General features: G+C 35.4%; 16 protein-coding genes. All 16 read left to right on the top strand.

Annotated features, from left to right (window positions below; genetic code table 11):
* The first annotated feature begins 184 nt into the window (after positions 1 to 184).
* The 16 genes from ACY0M5_RS01850 (at position 185) to ACY0M5_RS01925 (ending at position 18,543) form a co-directional block, all read left to right on the top strand.
* Positions 185 to 1,627 (top strand): carbon starvation CstA family protein, encoded by a 1,443-nt coding sequence (locus tag ACY0M5_RS01850; protein ID WP_461630618.1) that lies wholly within the window; start codon positions 185 to 187, stop codon positions 1,625 to 1,627.
* A gap of 26 nt (positions 1,628 to 1,653) precedes the next feature.
* On the top strand, positions 1,654 to 2,889 hold the full coding sequence (locus tag ACY0M5_RS01855; RefSeq protein ID WP_461630619.1) for a hypothetical protein: 1,236 nt from the start codon (positions 1,654 to 1,656) through the stop codon (positions 2,887 to 2,889).
* Positions 2,890 to 2,985: 96 nt separating this feature from the next.
* Positions 2,986 to 3,306 (top strand): hypothetical protein, encoded by a 321-nt coding sequence (locus ACY0M5_RS01860; RefSeq protein WP_461630620.1) that lies wholly within the window; start codon positions 2,986 to 2,988, stop codon positions 3,304 to 3,306.
* A 117-nt stretch (positions 3,307 to 3,423) separates the two neighbouring features.
* Positions 3,424 to 5,901 carry a helix-turn-helix domain-containing protein gene (locus ACY0M5_RS01865; protein WP_461630621.1) on the top strand — a complete coding sequence of 826 codons (2,478 nt, stop codon included), beginning with the start codon at positions 3,424 to 3,426 and terminating at the stop codon, positions 5,899 to 5,901.
* A gap of 730 nt (positions 5,902 to 6,631) precedes the next feature.
* Complete coding sequence (locus ACY0M5_RS01870; RefSeq protein ID WP_101310318.1) at positions 6,632 to 6,826, top strand: DUF1289 domain-containing protein; 195 nt, start codon at positions 6,632 to 6,634, stop codon at positions 6,824 to 6,826.
* A gap of 190 nt (positions 6,827 to 7,016) precedes the next feature.
* Positions 7,017 to 7,301, top strand: coding sequence for a hypothetical protein (locus ACY0M5_RS01875; protein WP_461630622.1), 285 nt, complete (start codon positions 7,017 to 7,019; stop codon positions 7,299 to 7,301).
* An 853-nt stretch (positions 7,302 to 8,154) separates the two neighbouring features.
* Entirely contained in the window at positions 8,155 to 8,736 is a 582-nt protein-coding gene (locus ACY0M5_RS01880) for a hypothetical protein (RefSeq protein WP_461630623.1), read from the top strand.
* A 206-nt stretch (positions 8,737 to 8,942) separates the two neighbouring features.
* Entirely contained in the window at positions 8,943 to 9,596 is a 654-nt protein-coding gene (locus ACY0M5_RS01885) for a hypothetical protein (RefSeq protein WP_461630624.1), read from the top strand.
* 337 nt (positions 9,597 to 9,933) lie between these two features.
* The gene (locus ACY0M5_RS01890) at positions 9,934 to 10,941 is read left to right on the top strand and encodes a hypothetical protein (protein ID WP_461630625.1); all 1,008 of its coding nucleotides are present in this window, start codon (positions 9,934 to 9,936) and stop codon (positions 10,939 to 10,941) included.
* A 170-nt stretch (positions 10,942 to 11,111) separates the two neighbouring features.
* Positions 11,112 to 12,932: a helix-turn-helix domain-containing protein gene (locus ACY0M5_RS01895; RefSeq protein WP_461630626.1), complete on the top strand. Its 1,821-nt coding sequence runs from the start codon at positions 11,112 to 11,114 to the stop codon at positions 12,930 to 12,932.
* 88 nt (positions 12,933 to 13,020) lie between these two features.
* Positions 13,021 to 14,013 (top strand): NAD(P)-dependent alcohol dehydrogenase, encoded by a 993-nt coding sequence (locus ACY0M5_RS01900; protein WP_461630627.1) that lies wholly within the window; start codon positions 13,021 to 13,023, stop codon positions 14,011 to 14,013.
* Between the two features lie 49 nt (positions 14,014 to 14,062).
* The gene (locus ACY0M5_RS01905; protein WP_461631701.1) at positions 14,063 to 14,701 is read left to right on the top strand and encodes a DUF4386 domain-containing protein; all 639 of its coding nucleotides are present in this window, start codon (positions 14,063 to 14,065) and stop codon (positions 14,699 to 14,701) included.
* Positions 14,702 to 14,713: 12 nt separating this feature from the next.
* Complete coding sequence (locus tag ACY0M5_RS01910) at positions 14,714 to 16,261, top strand: serine hydrolase (RefSeq protein WP_461630628.1); 1,548 nt, start codon at positions 14,714 to 14,716, stop codon at positions 16,259 to 16,261.
* A 32-nt stretch (positions 16,262 to 16,293) separates the two neighbouring features.
* Positions 16,294 to 17,220: a DUF6624 domain-containing protein gene (locus tag ACY0M5_RS01915; RefSeq protein ID WP_461630629.1), complete on the top strand. Its 927-nt coding sequence runs from the start codon at positions 16,294 to 16,296 to the stop codon at positions 17,218 to 17,220.
* 196 nt (positions 17,221 to 17,416) lie between these two features.
* On the top strand, positions 17,417 to 17,617 hold the full coding sequence (locus tag ACY0M5_RS01920) for a hypothetical protein (protein WP_461630630.1): 201 nt from the start codon (positions 17,417 to 17,419) through the stop codon (positions 17,615 to 17,617).
* A 35-nt stretch (positions 17,618 to 17,652) separates the two neighbouring features.
* A complete protein-coding gene (locus ACY0M5_RS01925) occupies positions 17,653 to 18,543 on the top strand; it encodes a hypothetical protein (RefSeq protein WP_124994556.1) in 891 nt (296 codons plus the stop codon).
* Positions 18,544 to 18,853 lie beyond the last annotated feature (310 nt).

The following is an 18,853-nucleotide window of genomic DNA, read 5'->3' on the forward strand; positions in this document are numbered from 1 at the left end:
GAGGCTAATTCCTTATCCACAAGCAGTATACAAGCCAAATATACGTAATAATACTCACAGGCATGTGAGCGTATTTTTCATTGATTTGCGCAAAACTACCCTTTTGCAGTGCAAACGATTCCACTTGTTTTGTATCAATAAATTATCTAATCGATAAATCATTATTCATTCAAAACAATTTACTATGATAACCTTTTTTATATGTATTGTGGCTTTGATTTTGGGTTACGTTGTGTACGGAAAATTTGTTGAAAACAAATTTGGTGCCGACCCGGAAAAAACAACCCCTGCCATTGCGCAGGAAGATGGTGTTGACTTTGTACCAATGGGTTGGAAGAAAATTTTTCTAATACAGTTTTTAAATATTGCAGGATTAGGTCCTATCTTTGGAGCTATTGCAGGTGCTCTTTGGGGACCTGTTGCATTCATTTGGATAGTATTTGGATGTATTTTTGCCGGAGCAGTTCACGATTACTTCTCAGGAATGCTGTCCGTACGTCATGGTGGTGCAAGTATTCCCGAAGTAGTAGGAAAATACTTAGGACCAGCCTTCAAAAATTTCATGAGAGTGTTCTCTGTAATTCTATTGGTGCTGGTTGGAGTGGTATTTATTAAAGGCCCTGCAAGTATCTTAAATGGATTAACAGGATTCAATATTTCCATTTTAATTGGCGCTATTTTCTTGTATTATCTAATCGCAACACTAGTACCCATCGACAAACTAATTGGAAAAGTATATCCATTTTTTGGCCTTTGCTTACTAATTATGGCCTTTGGAATCGCTGGAGCTCTTATTTTTGGAGGATTCCATATTCCTGAACTAATTCCTGCCAATATTGGTAATTTACATTCAAGTCCTGATAAATATCCAACCTACCCCTTACTGTTTATCACCATTGCATGCGGAGCAATTTCGGGTTTTCATGCAACACAGTCTCCCTTAATGGCTCGTTGTATAACTAATGAAAAACAAGGAAGAAAGATATTTTACGGTACTATGATTGCCGAAGGTGTTGTTGCTATGATTTGGGCTGCTGCCGCTATGACCTTTTTTGGTGGCGTTAGAGAACTGGGAGAAACAATGGCACAACAAGGACACAATGCGGCATGGGTAGTAAACGAAATCTGCAATAGTCTGCTGGGAAAAATTGGTGGATTTCTTGCCATTTTTGGAGTTGTAGCTGCACCAATAACCTCTGGTGATACAGCATTTAGAAGCGCTCGCCTAACAATCGCCGATTCTCTTAATTTCTCTCAAAAATCAATCACAAAACGTTTAATTGTTACCATTCCTCTTTTTGTTGTTGGATTTTTATTGACACAAGTAAATTTTGCAATCATCTGGAGATATTTCGGTTGGGCCAACCAAACTTTAGCAACAGTTGTTCTTTGGACTGCGGCAATGTATATGGTTACCAAGGCAAGAAGTCACTGGTTTATTTCTTTGCCGGCAACCTTTATGACTGCAGTTGTGGTGACCTATATCTTAATTGCTCCTGAAGGATTTAGTTTATCGCAGGAAATCGCTTATCCTCTTGGCATTGTAACTGCATTATCAAGCTTGGCGGTTTTCCTTTATGTAGCTTATAAAAAAGCTTCTCCAAAACTTACACTGCAAGAGCAGTAATCACCAACTTCCAAATCAAAACTAAAATGAAAACAATAAAAACATTATTCCTCTCAGTCCTTGTTTTATCGGGGATTGCAACGAAAGCACAAGAAAAACCAGTTGTTAGTATACACGGGTTTGTGGCCGCCGAAAGCTATTTCGATACCAGAAAAACGGTGAATGCGCGCGAAGGAGCAATTCTTTTATTCCCTGCTGCAAAATCTTTAGACACAGAAGGCAATGATCTAAACGACCGCTCCGAATTTATGATGACATCCATTCAGTCGAGATTAAATGTTACCCTTACCGGATTCGAAGCTTTCGGAGCAAAAGGTACTGCTGTGGTAGAAGGAGACTTTGTGGGAACGACTAACGATCAAACAGGTTTGCTGCGTTTGCGTCATGCCTTTATCAAATTAGATTGGGAAAAAGATCAGTTGTTAGCTGGTAAATACTGGCACCCGATTTTTATTGAATCAGCATTCCCAAGAGTATTGCATTGGGGTGCAGGCATTCCTGTTGGAGTTTTAAATCGTGCACCACAATTACGATATACCCGAAAACTCAAAAACAGTAAGTTGAGTCTGGCTTTGCTTTCTCAAATGGATTTTAAAAGTAAAGGGCCTGAAGGCAATAGTGTGAAATACGCACAACAATCGGCCATTCCTGAATTCAATGCCCGATTCGAGACTCAACTTTCAAAGGTTATTTCAACGGGGATTACTGTTGGTTACAAAACCTTAATGCCCCTAACAGTAAATTCTCTTGGCCTTAAAACCGATGAGAAAATCGGAAGCAGCTATACAAATTTGTGGTTGAGTATTACCGGAAAAAAATTCAAATGGAACATTCAAAACATTTATGGCCAAAACATGTGTGATTTCTTTATGCTTGGTGGATATGGGGTTAAGAATGTTAAAACCAACGGCGATTACGAATACACCAATATCAAAACCTGGAATCTGGTTTCTGATGTCTTCACAACAGCTGGAAATGTTAGATATGGTTTGAACGCCGGTTACAGCAAAAACCTGGGTGCCGACGATGAGCTGGCCAAAAACAATGGCAGTTTTGTTGGTTTGTACAGCCTTGGATCCAATATCGATTACCTGTATCAGATAGCTCCAAGAATTGAGTTTTTAGCTGGTAAAATGAAAATTGGCGGCGAAATTATTTATACTGCGGCGGCTTATGGAACTACTCAGATTGACGGAACCGTTGCCAACTCAGAGATAGAAAGCAGTACCCGTTTCTTATTGCATTTTAACTATGCTTTTTAGTTCTTTTGCCTTTTAGGCGAATGGGAAAAAAATAATTATTTAAATACAGATCCGGATTTTTTACAATCCGGATTTGTTCTTTAAAATCCTGATACAATGAATGAATTCAAGATCTTTTCTGAAGCTCTAAAACTTAAAGCTCCCTGGTTGGTAAAGGATATTAAATTTATTGAAGCCACTCTTTCAGAAAAAGTGCTTCACATCGATTTGGAATATTTTTTCAAGGAACATTACCTTCATCAGGATGGTTCCAAATATCCAATCACTGAATACCTGAAAGTAACACACCGGTATTACAATTTCCTGAACTGCACTTGTTATCTGCACATTAGTCTGCCATGCTTTTTGAATTCCCGGCATGAAAAAGAACAGGCTCCTCTTCCTGTAAATAAAAAAACTTTGCTTTCGGGATATTAGCTTTTGGGCTAAACAGCCAATTACATATCCTTACTCCAATTAATCTTACATAAATTTCCATCCGTATCCCATTAACATTTCGTATTTTTAGTTTCTCAAAAAACAGATGTTTACAAAATGGAAAGTAATTCGCAACTGGATCTGGCTCACAAGTTTGTACGATTCACAAACACCACAATTTTTTTAACGGGTAAAGCCGGTACCGGAAAAACTACCTTTTTGCGCCAGCTAAAAGAGGAACTGCCCAAACGAATGGTAGTTGTTGCCCCCACCGGTGTGGCGGCCATTAATGCTGGTGGTGTAACCATTCATTCCTTTTTTCAGCTGCCTTTTGGCCCCATAATGCCAGGGCAAATCTTAAACGAAGATAAAAACCCCAAAACCGAATCCAATTCTCCCATCCGGAAATACCGAAAAGAAAAAATCGATATTATAAAATCTCTCGACCTGCTGATTATTGATGAAATTAGTATGGTTCGCGCCGATTTACTGGATGGTATAGATGAAGTGCTTCGCAAATTTAAAAACAGAAACCTGCCTTTTGGTGGTGTTCAGGTACTGATGATTGGCGATTTGCAGCAATTGCCTCCTGTGGTGAAAAATGAAGAATGGAGTTTGCTTCGGAATCATTACGAAACCCCTTTCTTTTTTAGCAGTCGTGCATTTCTGCAATCGCAGCACATAAGTATCGAACTTACACATGTTTACCGCCAAAAAGACGAAAGCTTCATTAAAATTCTGAATGAAATCAGGAACAACCAACTCTCGCAGGAATCCTATACCGAATTGGAAAAAAGATATTTGCCCGATTTTAAACCAACCGATAAGGATGGTTACATCACTTTAACAACACACAATGCCCGGGCTCAGAAGATAAATGAAGAAAAACTAAAGCAATTAAAGGGAAAATCGCAGCAATTTAAGGCGAACATTACAGGCATCTTTCCCGAATACTCCTTTCCTACCGAAGAGCAGCTGCAATTAAAAACAGGGGCACAGGTGATGTTTGTAAAAAACGACAGCTCGCCTGAGAAGCTCTATTTTAACGGCAAAATAGGGACGGTTACCGGTTTTGGCGATGATGTAATTCATGTAAAATGCGAGACAGACAATTTCGAAATTGATGTGTATCCTGAAGACTGGCACAACATCAATTACAGCATCAACCCGGAAAGCAAAGAAATTGAAGAAACAATTTCGGGCGGTTTTTCGCAGTTCCCATTGAAACTGGCCTGGGCAATTACCATTCATAAAAGTCAGGGATTGACTTTCGAAAGAGCAGTAATTGATGCCAATGCGGCTTTTGCTCACGGACAGGTTTACGTAGCCTTGAGCCGATGCAAGTCGCTGGAAGGATTGGTTCTTAAATCAACGCTAAGTAAATCGGGAATCATCTGCGACAACGCCGTATCTAAATTCACTCAAAATATTGAAGCCAATCCTCCGGGGGAAGAAAATCTGGAGAATTCCATTCGTAAATATCAGTTTCAGCTTCTCGAAGAACTGTTTTCTTTTCATGATATCTACCGAATCTGCAATTACTGCAACAAGCATTTGCAGGAAAACAGAAACAGTATTCAGGGCAATTTAGCTGATAAAATGAATGCTGCCTTTCCATTTCTTGGACCTGAAATTCTGGTGGTTGGCGAAAAATTTATTCCATCGGTAAAACGATATTGTGCCGATAATCAGAACTTGCATGAAAACAAAGAGGCGCAGGAAAGGATCAGCAAAGCTTCGGCCTATTTCGTGGGGAAACTGGAGGAACACCTGCAACCCATTCTGAAAGATTTTAGTTTCGATACCGATAATCAAAATATAAAGAAAGTAATTGAGGGTCATTTAAAACAGTTGAATGAAAAGCTAAGCGTTAAACTTGTTAGTTTAAAATCGTGTTTGAAAAAATTCGATACTGCCAATTACCAAACTGTGCGCGCCAAAGCTCATTTCGAGAAACAAAGTTTTCGTTTAAAGAGTCCTAAAGAGGTGGTTGATGAAAACGTAAAACATCCCAATTTATTCCGGACACTAAAAAAATGGAGGAAGAATCTGGCCGATAAAATAAATGCTCCGGTTTATTACATCGCCTCGCAGCAAAGTCTGGTTGATATTGCCAACAATCTGCCCTACACAACCGATCAATTAAAAGCTGTGAAAGGCTTTGGAAAGAAAAAAATTGAACACTACGGCGCAGATGTAATCAAAATGGTTACGGAATATCGCCAGGGGCAAAATCTGGGTCTGTTGAATTTCACATCGGCCGAACCAAAAAAAATAATAAAACCCGGTAACAAACAAGATACGAAAGAGATAAGTCTGGAATTGTATAAAGATGGCCGGACAGTGCGTGAAATTTCCGCATTCAGAGATCTTACCGTTACAACAATAGATAAACATCTGGCGCATTACGTAGGTCTGGGAATGCTGCCTCTCGATAAATTTGTGGAGAAAAAAAAGATCAAAAAAATTAAAAAACAGCTTGAAAAAGAGGGTGTTGAAAGCCTGAATGAATGCAAACAAGAACTTGGTTCAGATTACTCTTACTCTGAAATACGATATGTTCAGGCCTATTTAAAAAATGCAAATGCAAAATAAATTGATAACTTTTTAAGTTTCATTAACTTTAATTCAATCCTTTTAGCATTTCTATGCCCTACATTTGTAGTGTACAAAACAGAAAATGTTTTTTCATATAGATTAGATTTAGGTTAGAGAAAATCCCGGACTTCGCGGTTCGGGATTTTTCTGTTATACCAATTTATAAGGAAGAAGCTTGCAAAATCTTCTTCTAATTTTAGCTTCTTTTTTTTTAAAGGGCACTGAATGCCTGAAAAATGAAAATGCAAAATAAACCAATAACATTTTAAGCTTCATTAACTTTAATTCAATCCTTTTAGCATTTCCATACCCTATATTTGTAATGTAGAAACAGATAAGTTTTTTTTTCATAGATTAGATTTAGGTTAGTAATTAGGGTTAGAGAAAATCCCGGACTTAGCAGTTCGGGATTTTTCATTTGATAAGATTTAATCTAAAATTTCACAAACTCCCAACAAGTAAAATCATCTGCAGAGATCATAAAAAATCACAATCATCTGCGTCTCCATTTTGAAAAACAGATAACTTTATCTTTATTTGTATTCAATTTAAATAGCATGTGCGATTTTTACTTTCTTTTTGGATGAATCGCATTCCAAATTTATATTTCCTGCTGTTTTAAATAGCTTTTAGCCAAGGGCTATTAGCTAAAAACTTCTAATTTTTGGTATGGAAGTTTATTAAACAAGTAATAGTTATTAAATAACAATAAATTGATTTAACGAATATGGAAGATATACAATCACCATGCATTAGCATTTGCCGGCAAGACAGCAACGGCGTATGCTTTGGATGCAGAAGAACAACAGAAGAAATAGGCAACTGGTCGCTGTACACCAACCAAGAAAAAGAAGAGGTAATTAAAAAAGCTGCCGACCGTCGAAATGCTCCCGACACAGCTACAGGAACTTTTTTTAGATAAAAACATTACAACCAAAATTGGAATAACAATTCAACAAACAAGAAAAATATCGGAAATATCCCGGGCAGAAGCCTGGGATTTTTTTACAAACACCCCATAAAAGCAATAAAAGACGCTGGATTTAACAAATCTGATATTTTCAGAAAACCACAGCTGGTTTCAAGTAAAACCACAGCTGTATTCTGAAAGCGTGAAGAAAGATTTGGCTTCGCCCAGTAAATTGAAGAAAGAGAGCATCACAGAAATCAACGATAACTTAGTGAGCTATATGAATACCATGGCAAAGGTAGATCCAACTACCTACGAAGCTACCGCCAAAACCATGGCCGAATTAATCGATAAAAACAATGAGTTGGTAAAACGCCGCAAAAAACAAAGGTGGCAGACGGCGAATTGGTTTAAAGCTAAGGCTAAGGGTTTCACACTATGTGAAGCCCTTTGTTTTTTAATGATACCCTTGCAAGCAAGAGATTGAAGAAGTAAGATGATGCTAAAGCCAAACACTAAGAATATTTTAATTCCAGTTGGCTAAAGCCGAACTGCAATAGATAAAAAACACAAAGCATTTACTGATGTAAATAGAAAACCAGACTGTTTATCGCTCTTATTTTTTAGGCAATAGAAAATATAAATGATTGAGAAAGTGAAATGAAACTAATGCAAAACATCTATTGCAGTTGCTTTTAAGCAACTGATAACATGAAGTGAATAGATAGGCTTTAGCCACATAAAATAAATAACATCGATTAGTAGTTGATTTTATAATAGCAAGATGCTAAAACAGCACAACGCAAATAGAAAAAATGGCTCTCCCTTGGCCCTTTTCCAAAATAGAAAAGCTTTTTTTGTGCAATTACTCACATCCCTAAAAGTTGGCAGGTTTGACGGCTTGAATCTTTATTTCGATTTAGTACTTTAGACCAAATTGACTATAGTTTGAGCTATAAAGCCAAATGGTATAAGCTCGCGAATCTGTTTTTGGTTTGAATACTGAAGAACAATCAGTTTAATTTTTATTCAACACATAATTATTTCGAAACAGCACAAAAGTATTGATTATAATTTGCTAAGTTTGGGATTGTAAAATTGAAAAAGGTGCACAATACACCCCAATACGGCATGTATTGTGCACCTTTTTATCTGATATAGCAGAAATAAGTGCACCTATGGTGCACAATTTAAGAAGTTAGCACAAATACTGAATAAAGGAGAAAATGAGCACTTTTAAAAAATATATCATCATAATACTTCTAAACTTTATTTTCATTGAAAGTTATTGTCAGATGAGCTTGTCAACTCATTCTCCGATTAATATCAAATCTATTACGTTGGATACAATAGAAGTAGGAAAGAAGTCTATAAGCATTAATGTTTTATGGTTAAATGACACTATAAGAGTAAGTGTTTTAAATCAAGAAAGAATAGACACTCTTTCTGACAATATCAATCACGCGGGCTATTTTGCTTCAAAAGGTTATTTTCTCTCAAATGAAACAGCCATACAAAATTGCTATTCATATGCACTGGAAAAGTATTTTGAAAACAGTAAGACATATAGTCAAAATATTTTTAGAAAAACAACAAATACAGATAGAGTATCATTAGAAAAAATTTTGAATAATTCTTTTACAAAAATTACTGAATTTAGCACAAAACCCAGAAAAAATCTAAAAATAACTATTCCGAATGATGTAATACTTGCTTTTGTCAACGATTTTGGCTGGACTATTCACACTGTATATTACCGTGATGAAATATTTTATACAAAAAATGGGATGTTTAAACCTGATATATTTAAATCATTAAATAAGTTTATAAAGAAGAATTACTGGGATACAAAAGAAATTATTGTCTATAAAATTGATGAAAATAAAATAAAAAATACTTGTGCTAACACTTTGTATAAGTAATGGCAGGTAAAGTGCTAAATATCAAGACTTGTAGCCTACTCAAACTGCGTAGCGGTTTGACAGGAAACTACCACGCAATCTGCCACTACTCATCATACAATTTACCGTTAGGTGCAAGCATAAAAAATAGAATAACCGTAAATTTCAGATATATGATTAAAAAGATATTTTTTCCCACGATAACAATTGGATTAATTGCTTTTCTTATGACATCGTGTTCTAGTGAAAAGAATGACACTTCAATTGTTTTGAGTAAAAACTTAATTGAATTAATTGCTGGAGCTAAAGATACTGTTGCAATTTTATCAGTCAACGGTGAATATACTGTGGCAACAGACAATGAAAATGTTGCATCTGCAATCATCGAAGGGAAAAACATAATCATCACCACTTCCGAAATGGGAAAAGCAATCCTAACTATAAAAGACAAGTTTAATGACTTTTCCAAAATCACTGTTTCAGCAACAGGACCGAGAATTGGAGGATGGCAGGAATACTTCCCAATTGGTATTGAATTCATTTTTGTAGAGTCCGCAAATAAAGATATCTCAGAACTAATAAAGACCGAACTAGTAACAAATGCAGAAAAAAGAGTGAATTCAAAATATAATTTTAGCTATCCAGATGGTTTTTCTTATCAGTCTCAGGACGGATCGGCTACTGAAAATGGCAACTATAAAGTAAAAGATTTAATTCTTAAGCTAAGTTATGGTGGTAGAAATGAATCATATGAAATTGTAGGCGGAGGAAATATGATGACATTAAAGCAAGATTTAACGACCTACTATATGAAACAATATCCAAATGCTGAAATAACAAAAGTGGAAGAATATCGAAGATTAAAATACATAACCTACTGAAATGCCAGCACCTAGTCGAGTAAGCTAGGGGAATTTGACTTCGTCGATTTTCAATTCACCCCTAACTTCTCACAAAACCATTTGTATATTTAACATTTTCAATGACCTTTCGGTGGGTGTGGTCATGCTCATGCAGGGCTCACACATCATGTATAAAACATTGGGGGCTAAGTGGTTAATTGGAGCTTTCTACCCCGCATCAGCTTTTGTGTCGGCAGACAGTGACGAAGCCCGCAATCCCCAACGATTTCATACATGTGCTCGTTGTATGTAATGCTGATTAAACCTTAAGTTGTTTTTGAACTCTAAAACTAAACAACTAATTTAAACACGAAACATGTGTAAATACAACTTAACTTTTCTTATAATATTATTTTTATTTTCTTGTAATTCAGATGATAATAACTCTATTCTTGAAAATTCAAATATTACTGCAGAAATTACAAAGCCTAAAGGACTTTATACTAGTTCTTTTGGAAATAAAACTGCTTTAGATAATAACCAAGTTAATGGTTCGTTAATTCGAGTAAAATGGAGCGAAATAGAACCAACTAAAGGGATTTATGACTTTTCAAGCATAGAGCAATTTCGTGAAATTATTAAAGGGCGAAATTTAAAGTGGAGTCTTGGTATTCTGGCTGGTGGAGATAGTCCTTTATGGTTGACAGAATCTATTAGAGCTGATTATTTTGAAATAATGGGAATCAATAATACAGTAAAACGAATCCCTAAAATTTGGGACACTAGAGTTAATGAAAGACTAACACTACTTGCGGAAGCACTTTCGAATGAATATAATGAAGATGAAGATTTGGTTTTAGTATATGTTCCACAAATGACGGCAAATGGTATAGAAGGTCATTTTAATGGTGTAACAACAGATGAACTTTTAGATGCTGGACTAACTTCAGATAATTGGGTTAATGGTGTAAAAGAAACAGCCAGAATATTTGCAGATGCTTTTACAAAAAAGGCAATAGCTGTTGAAGTCCACGACATAATGGAAGATACCTCAATTCCTAATCGAATAATGACAGACTTGTGGAATGAGCCTTCTTTAAATCATAGAGTTGGTGCTGCAATGTGGTGGATTTCTGGAAAAAACATATATCAGCCTAATTTAGTAAATGCTTTAATTGATTTCCCCGGAGATATTTATTCACAAGCAATCGGGAGATCAGACCAACCTTCAAGATTTGAAAATAACGACTACACAACTATTTTTGAACAAGCACAAACAATAGGTATTAGATATATGGAGCTTTGGGAATATGAATTTGTCAACAATACTTTCCCAAAGGAATTTGAGAGTTTCAATGATTATGCAAATACTAATTTTGAGTAAATACATTACACACAGTCGAGTAAGCTAGGGGAATTTCACCCCTAACTTCTCACAGAACCATTTGTATATTTAACATTTTCAATGACCTTTCGGTGGGTGTGGTCATGCTCATGCAGGGGCACACACACGCGGTAAAAAACATATATGTCTCCTACTAAAATATTGAGTCTATGAAGGAAACAAACCTAAAAGATAAAACCATAGCAGTACTTCCATTTATAAATATTAGTGCAAACGTTGAGAATGAATATTTTTGTGATGGAATTACTGAAGAAATTATCAATGCACTAGCCAAAATCGAACAATTAAAAGTCATTTCCCGAACATCTTCATTCTATTTTAAGAACAAAGAGTATACGCTAAAGCAAATTGCAGATCAACTAAATGCTGAAGTCATTCTTGAGGGAAGCGTTCGTATTGCAGGTAATAAAGTGAGAATAACGGCTCAGTTGATTCTGGCTGCAAATGATTTTCATTTTTGGTCGGAATCATGGAACAGAAAGCTGGAAAATATCCTGGAAATTCAGGATGAAATCAGCCTTATAATTGCGGACAAGCTCCGGGAGGAGCTGGGACATCTGGAAATTAAAGAACATTTAATAGAAAGTAAAACCGTTAACCTGGATGCTTACAATTATTATTTGAAGGCAAGATATCATTTCAATAAGTGGAACCCCGTGGATGTAAAGACTTCTATTGAGATGTTTAATCGGGCCATTGAATTTGATCCAGATTATACAGACGCCTATGTCGGACTTGCTGATGCATACAGCTTTATGGCCACAACTCAATTTATGCAACCTGAAAAAGCATGGAAAAAGACAGTTGAATACACCTACAAAGCCTATGAATTGAATCAACAAAATGCTGGTGTACATTATCTATTGGCCAATCTTTCGTTTTTTACTGACTGTAATTTTGCGGATGCACAAAAGCATATATTGAAATCCTTACAACTAAGACCAAGTTACCCTGAAGCACAGCAATTTATAGCCTTTCTCTACCTTCTTTCCGGTGAAATAAAAAAGGCAGAACATCATTTGCAATTTGCATTAGGTATAGATCCTTTAAATCAGGAAACACTTTTTTATAAAGCTTATTATCATTATCGAACCAGAGAATTTGAAAAGGCAATGATAATTTTTCAGGAATTATTGCAGAAAAATCCCAAAAATATTCCTGCTTTTGTAGTTCATTCCTATTGCATGATCTTTCAAAAAAGGTATGATGAATTGCTACAAAAAATTGAAGATATACCCAAAGACATATTAATTCCGCATGAACAACTGGGAATAGTTTGTCTAACCAATATTTTAAAAGGTGACAAAACGAATGCTAAAGTTCAATTAAAAAAGTTAGAGAAAGAAGCTGAAAATCCAGCAGCATTCCAGGCTCATTCATATCTGTTTCTGGCTTATGCAAATCTTCAAATGTTTGATAAAGCATTTGACTTATTGGAACGTTCGTTAAAAATGAAATCTTCGGTATTGCTTTTAAGTTATTCCGATCCGCTTGTAAATGGTTTGGTAGACGATAAACGGTATGTACGTTATCACAAAAAATTGTACGGACACCTACCTCTCCCAAAAGTAGTAACGAAAAAAAAGCCCTTACTCAATAAAAAAACGGCAACTGAATTTGCCAATAAAGTGGTTGATTTTACACAAACTGAAAAACCATATTTAAACCCATCTGTTTCCTTGCGGGATTTAGCCAATCAAGTTGAGATTCACCCAAATCAACTTTCGTGGTTGTTGAATGAATATGTTGGGAAAAAGTTCAACGAATTTATAAACTATTACCGTTTGGAACATTTTAAAGAACTGGCAAAAAATCCTGAAAACGCACATATTTCCATTATCGGACTTGCTTATGAAAGCGGTTTCAATTCGAAAACCGTTTTTAATACCTTCTTCAAAAAAGAGTTAGGAATAACGCCTTTAGAGTATCTGAAAAACTTAGATCAAGAAAAAAACAGTTCGCATTTATAAATCCGAATTCATTTTTAGTTTTTCAGAACTTCTTAACCATTGCTTGCGCGTAGATTTGCTTTAGAAAATTTTTTTTGGAGTAAAAATTATGGAAGCAGATACAATGAAAGCAATTATAGCTGAGGGATACGGTAATCATGATGTATTAAAATTAAAAAATATTGCAATTCCAAAACCAACAGAAAACAAAGTTCTGGTAAAAGTTCATGCATGTTCAGCTACCAGAGCTGATGTTATGATGCTCTCTGGGAAACCCTATTTTAGCCGTTTGTTTTTAGGAATCAGAAAACCAAAATATTCTATTCCGGGAACCGGATTTGCAGGAGAGGTAGTTGAAGTAGGTTCAAGTGTTCTAAAGTTCACTATAGGAGATGCTGTCTTTGGTGAGACTACATTAGGGTTTAGTACAAATGCCGAATATGTAACTGTTCCGGAAGATGGTGTAATTCTTCATAAACCAGAGAATTTATCTTATACCGATGCAGCTCCATTTTGTGATGGCCACCTGACCTCCATTAATTTCCTTAAAGAAATAGGGAATGTTAAACCCGGACAAAAAGTTCTGATTAACGGAGCTTCTGGAAGTCTGGGAATAGCAGCTGTTCAACTGGCAAAATATTTTGGAGCTGAAGTAACAACTGTTTGCAGCACTGCAAATGTGAGGCTGGTAAAATCCTTAGGAGCCGACCATACCATCGATTATACAAACAATGATTTTACAAAATCAGAAAATCGATACGACATAATTTATGATACCATTGGATGTAGTTCGTTCGGGAAATCTAAACGCATATTAACGAATAAAGGAGTTTACATCTCACCGGTACTAAAATCTTCATTACTTCTACAAATGATTCGTACTTCAATACTTGGCAGCAGAAAAGCAAAATTTGGCGCATCAGGCTTAAAATCAAAGGACGAACTTCGTGCATTGCTTTTAGAATTGTTGGAGATTTTTAAATCCGGAAAACTTAAAACAGTTATTGATCGTCAGTTTCCTCTTGAGAAGGTAGCTCATGCTCATCAGTATATTGCAACAGGGCATAAAAAAGGAAATGTTGTAATTATTGTTGAATCATAAATACAGGCGACATGAATAAAAAAGAAAAAAAGCAGGATTAATTGCTGGCATTTCTCTTATTATAATGGCAATAGCATCAGGATTCTCATATGGATTTGTTTACACTAGCCTGATGGCAAAAACGCCATTGGAAACCGCTCAAAATCTGGCTGACAATAGTGAATTGTTGTTAGCCGGAATAGCAGGATGGATCGTAATTATTAGTACCGATTTAATTGTAGCCTTCTCACTTTGTACATTTTTTATATCTACTAATCGAAAAATATCGATGATAACTGCTGGTATACGTTTGATTTATACCGTATTTTTGATTTTGGCAGTGTATCAACTGGCAGCTATTCGTTTCATTGAACAACCAACTGTTTTTGCAAATGATATTACCGAATTATTGGGGTTTTTTGAACAAATATGGTCATTTGGACTTATTCTTTTTGGTCTGCACTTGATGGGTTTAGGTTATTTGTCGATAAAGTCGGTGCATGTCCCCAAATTCATAGGCTACTTACTATACCTTGGAGGTGTCATTTATAGCGAAATCAATATTGTAAAGAATAGCTCATTATTGGATGTGCAAACGGTTCAAATTTTAGAAAATGAATTAGCCTTACCAATGGCTCTGGGTGAGATGTTATTGGCTGTTTGGCTGATATATATGCATTTGAAAAATGCAAAGCCGGCCATAAATTAAAATTGTATTATCATGAAGAAAACACTCAAAATTATACTAATCATACCACTGGCTTTGCTTTTACTTGTACTAATTGTGCTTTCTGCAAAATATTCTCCGGTATATATTTATCGATTGCTAACCATGAATGTGGCTGATGTATATGATTATCAAAATTTTGAAAACCGCAAAATTAAAGGATCTGGAAATACATTTGAATTTGAAAAGAATCTGGATGAATCTTATGTAGAATCATTATTTTCCGATAGGGTTTTGCAGTCAAAGTTCAATAGCATTGATGAATGGGCTAAAAAATCCAAAACTACTGCATTGATATTTATCCGAAAGGATACCATTCTGTATGAAAAATATTTCAATGGTTTTGCACGAGAATCTTATTTTCATTCGCAGTCAATGGCCAAATCTTTTATCTCATTTTTGATAGGTGCCGCCATAAATGATGGACTGATTTCAGGCTTGGACGATTCCATGACTAAATATATACCTGAGTTAAAAGACAGAGATCCCAGATTTGAAAAAATATCCATTCGTAACCTGCTCGAAATGCGCTCTGGTTTGAAATATTATGAAGGCTATTTTCCAGGAACTCATATACATCTGCCTTGGCACGACGAAGCTGTTGGATATTATCACCCAAAGGTCAGAAAATTATTACTGGAAAAAATTGACATTGCTAAAGAACCAGGTAAAACATTTCAGTACTGCAATTATAACACAAGTTATTTGGGATTAATTATTGAACGAGCCACAGGCAAAACTGTTTCGGAATATCTACAGGAAAAGCTTTGGACTAAAATGATGAAATACAGTGCACTTTTCTCTATTGACAGTAAAGAATCCGGATTTGAATACATGCCTAGTCGTTTGATTGCAAGAGCCATAGACTATGCACGCTTTGGACGTTTATACCTTAAAGGTGGTAACTGGAATGGTGAGCAAATTATATCACAGAACTGGGTAAATAAATCAACAAAGGAAAATGCCAGTATTCCACGTAATATTTATCCCGTGTGGTTGGGTGGTGAAAATTGCAATCACACCTATTACAGTTATCAGTGGTGGGGGCATACGGAATGCGATTCTACATTTCAGTTTTTTGCCAATGGAAACCTCGGACAAGCTATTTATGTGATTCCTGATAAAGAAATCATTATTGTACATTGTGGAAACTCAAACGAACTATTCAGCGCTTATGATTTGTGGCATGTAGCAGATTGTATAAAATTTAATGATTTTCATAAGAAAGTCAACCAGAAAGGAGTAACCGAAGCAATTAGTGAGTACTATGAAGTAAGAAATGACTCAATTCATCCGTTTAGTGAGCGCTTCTTAATGGATAAAGGATATGCCTATCTGAACGGAGGAAAAATAGACGATGCAAAGAAATTATTTGAACTGAACCTTAAAACTCACCCTGGATCGTGGAATGCATACAACAATCTAGCTGAGGCTTTCTCCTTAGCTGATGAAGTGGATTCTGCAATTGTGTATTACAAAAAATCTTTACAACTAAAACCTCAAAATAATTGGGCAACAGAGAAACTTAAAGTATTAGATTAATTATAGTTTATAAATTTTAAAATCAATCAATTATGAAAAAAACAATCACATTTTGTTTAATTCTTGTCCTTTTCCAGACAAGCTACGGACAAGACCATATAACTAAAGGAGACAGCCTAAAAAACATAGGGCTTCTTATGCCTGCAATAATGGAATACGGAGGAGCAATGATGCAGAATCCTACTGCTGAAATATCATATAAATTAGCTTCAACATCCGCACTTTTGTGGACTTCTCATATGAGAGATACTGCTTTCTATTTTCTTAATCATGCACTCCAGGATGATTCAACATTAGAGGCACTATACAATCCTGAGTTCTTAAGTTTAACTGATGACCCAAGGTGGGAGAAGATTAACGATGCTCAAATTAGAAAATATGAAGCTAAAAATGGTGCTATAAGAAATGAAGCATTTGCCAGGGCACTTTTCCGAATGATTATTAAAGATCAGGGATTGATGTATGCTGGAAATATCGAAAGAAGAAAATATATGCAAAACGGCGGTTATTTTAGCACACCTGCTATTTTTCCTGTACTTGCCATGGAGGAAAAGAACAAGAAAGAAAATGAGGAGATGTTGCCAAATCTTATTGATAAATATGGATGGCCGACTGCATCAGAGGTTACTGAATATGCAGCTGCCGGGGCTGCTTTGATTATCAACCATTCCTCTTACGAAGTTCGTAAAAAATATTTCCCAATGCTTGAAGAAGCCTTTAAAAAGGGTGAGGCACAACCTTTGCGGTACGCTAAAATGCGGGATAGGTTGTTGGTGGAAGAAGGAAAAGAGCAAATCTATGGAACCCAACTAAAATTTGAAGAAAATACGCGTGTGCCTCAGCCAATTGAAGATCCTGAACATGTAGATATACGAAGAGCGGAAATTGGACTTGAGCCTTTAAGTGTATACCTGAAAGAAAGATTTGATATCGATTGGCAGCTGACTCTGGAAAAATAGGAGTAGTATAAGAAACCCGACAAATACATTGTATAGTTTTAATTAAGAATAATAATGAAAATTAATAAAGAGAAATTTTTACGTGAGTTTATTTTAGAAGTATGGAATATGCAAGGCTTTAACAAAGTCGAAAAGGTCTGTCCACAACGAATATCCCATTCATGTTGACTATGCTGATCCATGGGAGGGCAAAACGTTGAATAATGCTGAATTTAAAGAACGACTGAAATATTCATTTGATAGTTATGCTGAATTACTAATGATAAATGGTGATTTAGAAGCTTCCGTTAAGAACTATCAAAAAGCGGTTGATATTGCCATTGGAAATGAAGATAGGGATCTCGAATTATTTCAGAAAGATTTAGAAATAGTAAAACAGAAGTTGAAACATAAATAATATTCAAAACAATTAAGCTTTCTAAAATTTTAAAAATGAATTTCAAACAAACATCAATTTTGCTGATACTATTGTTAACCAGTAGCTTTTTCATTTCTTGTACACAAAATGATCCGATCGCAGAAGAGGATACCTGTGTTGGAGATAATTATACTATAACTCTTGGCAGATACATTAAGAAAATGAACCGGACTCCAGTGAATAATCAATCTGCAGTTCGTACCTCTGAATTTACATACAATGAATTCAATCTTTTGGCAACGGAAAGAGAATTTACATCTGCATATGATGAAGAGTACATTTTCGAATATCAATGCAATAATAATGTAAGTGAAATGTATAGAGATTTCTATACCTATAATTCAGCCGGAGAAATAATTTCTTTTGAAGCCGAGGGCGGTTCTCATTCTTATGTTTTAACGCACAATGGACAAACCATTTTGGCAAAAGGAAAATTTATGTCTGCCAATCAAGAAATTACTTTAGAGCTAAATGCGGCAAATTTGATTAGCAAACTATCTAGAGTCGATTCTTATTCTACCTTCGATTATGACTCGGACGGCAATTTAACCAATGCTAAAGACTATGATTCAAATGATTCATTATTGAATGCATATGAGATAAAATATGATCAAAATCCAAATCCTTTCTATGGTCAATTAAAATCAGCTTACCTTGTCCGTTTTATAGACTTTTTTAGTGATTCGGCAGCTCTAGGAATGAGTAACCTAAGTGCTTCTGGTGATGATTTTAGGTTTCCATATCTAAAAAACAATATTATTAGTATAGAGGAAAAAACAAGTCCTGCACCCTATAAATTTCTTCTTGAGAATGTATTTACATATGATACTCTAAATTATCCAACTAAAATTAAAGCCATTGCGAATGGCGCATACAATAGTGATACAGAATACAAATACTATTAGAACTAAATATTAAATGGAAATAAGAAAACATTAAATGGAATATTCTTTAGTAACTTTTGACTTTGACGGATACGAAGGAGTTATTTATGAGCTTAGAAAATAAGAAACAAGAAAACCCGGACCGCTAACACCAATGAAAATTTCTATGATAGTTGTGCATTTCTTCCATCAAAATATGAAATCAGACTTTTTGGTTCGTAATTATAATCCCGAATATTTATGCAGAAGATTGTTGTTACTTTTGCTTCAACAATAAACAGAATTTATTAAAGGAAGTAAAACCGGAATTAATATCCTTTACTACACGGGA

This window comes from Labilibaculum euxinicum (genome assembly GCF_963678175.1).
GTDB lineage: Bacteria > Bacteroidota > Bacteroidia > Bacteroidales > Marinifilaceae > Labilibaculum > Labilibaculum euxinus.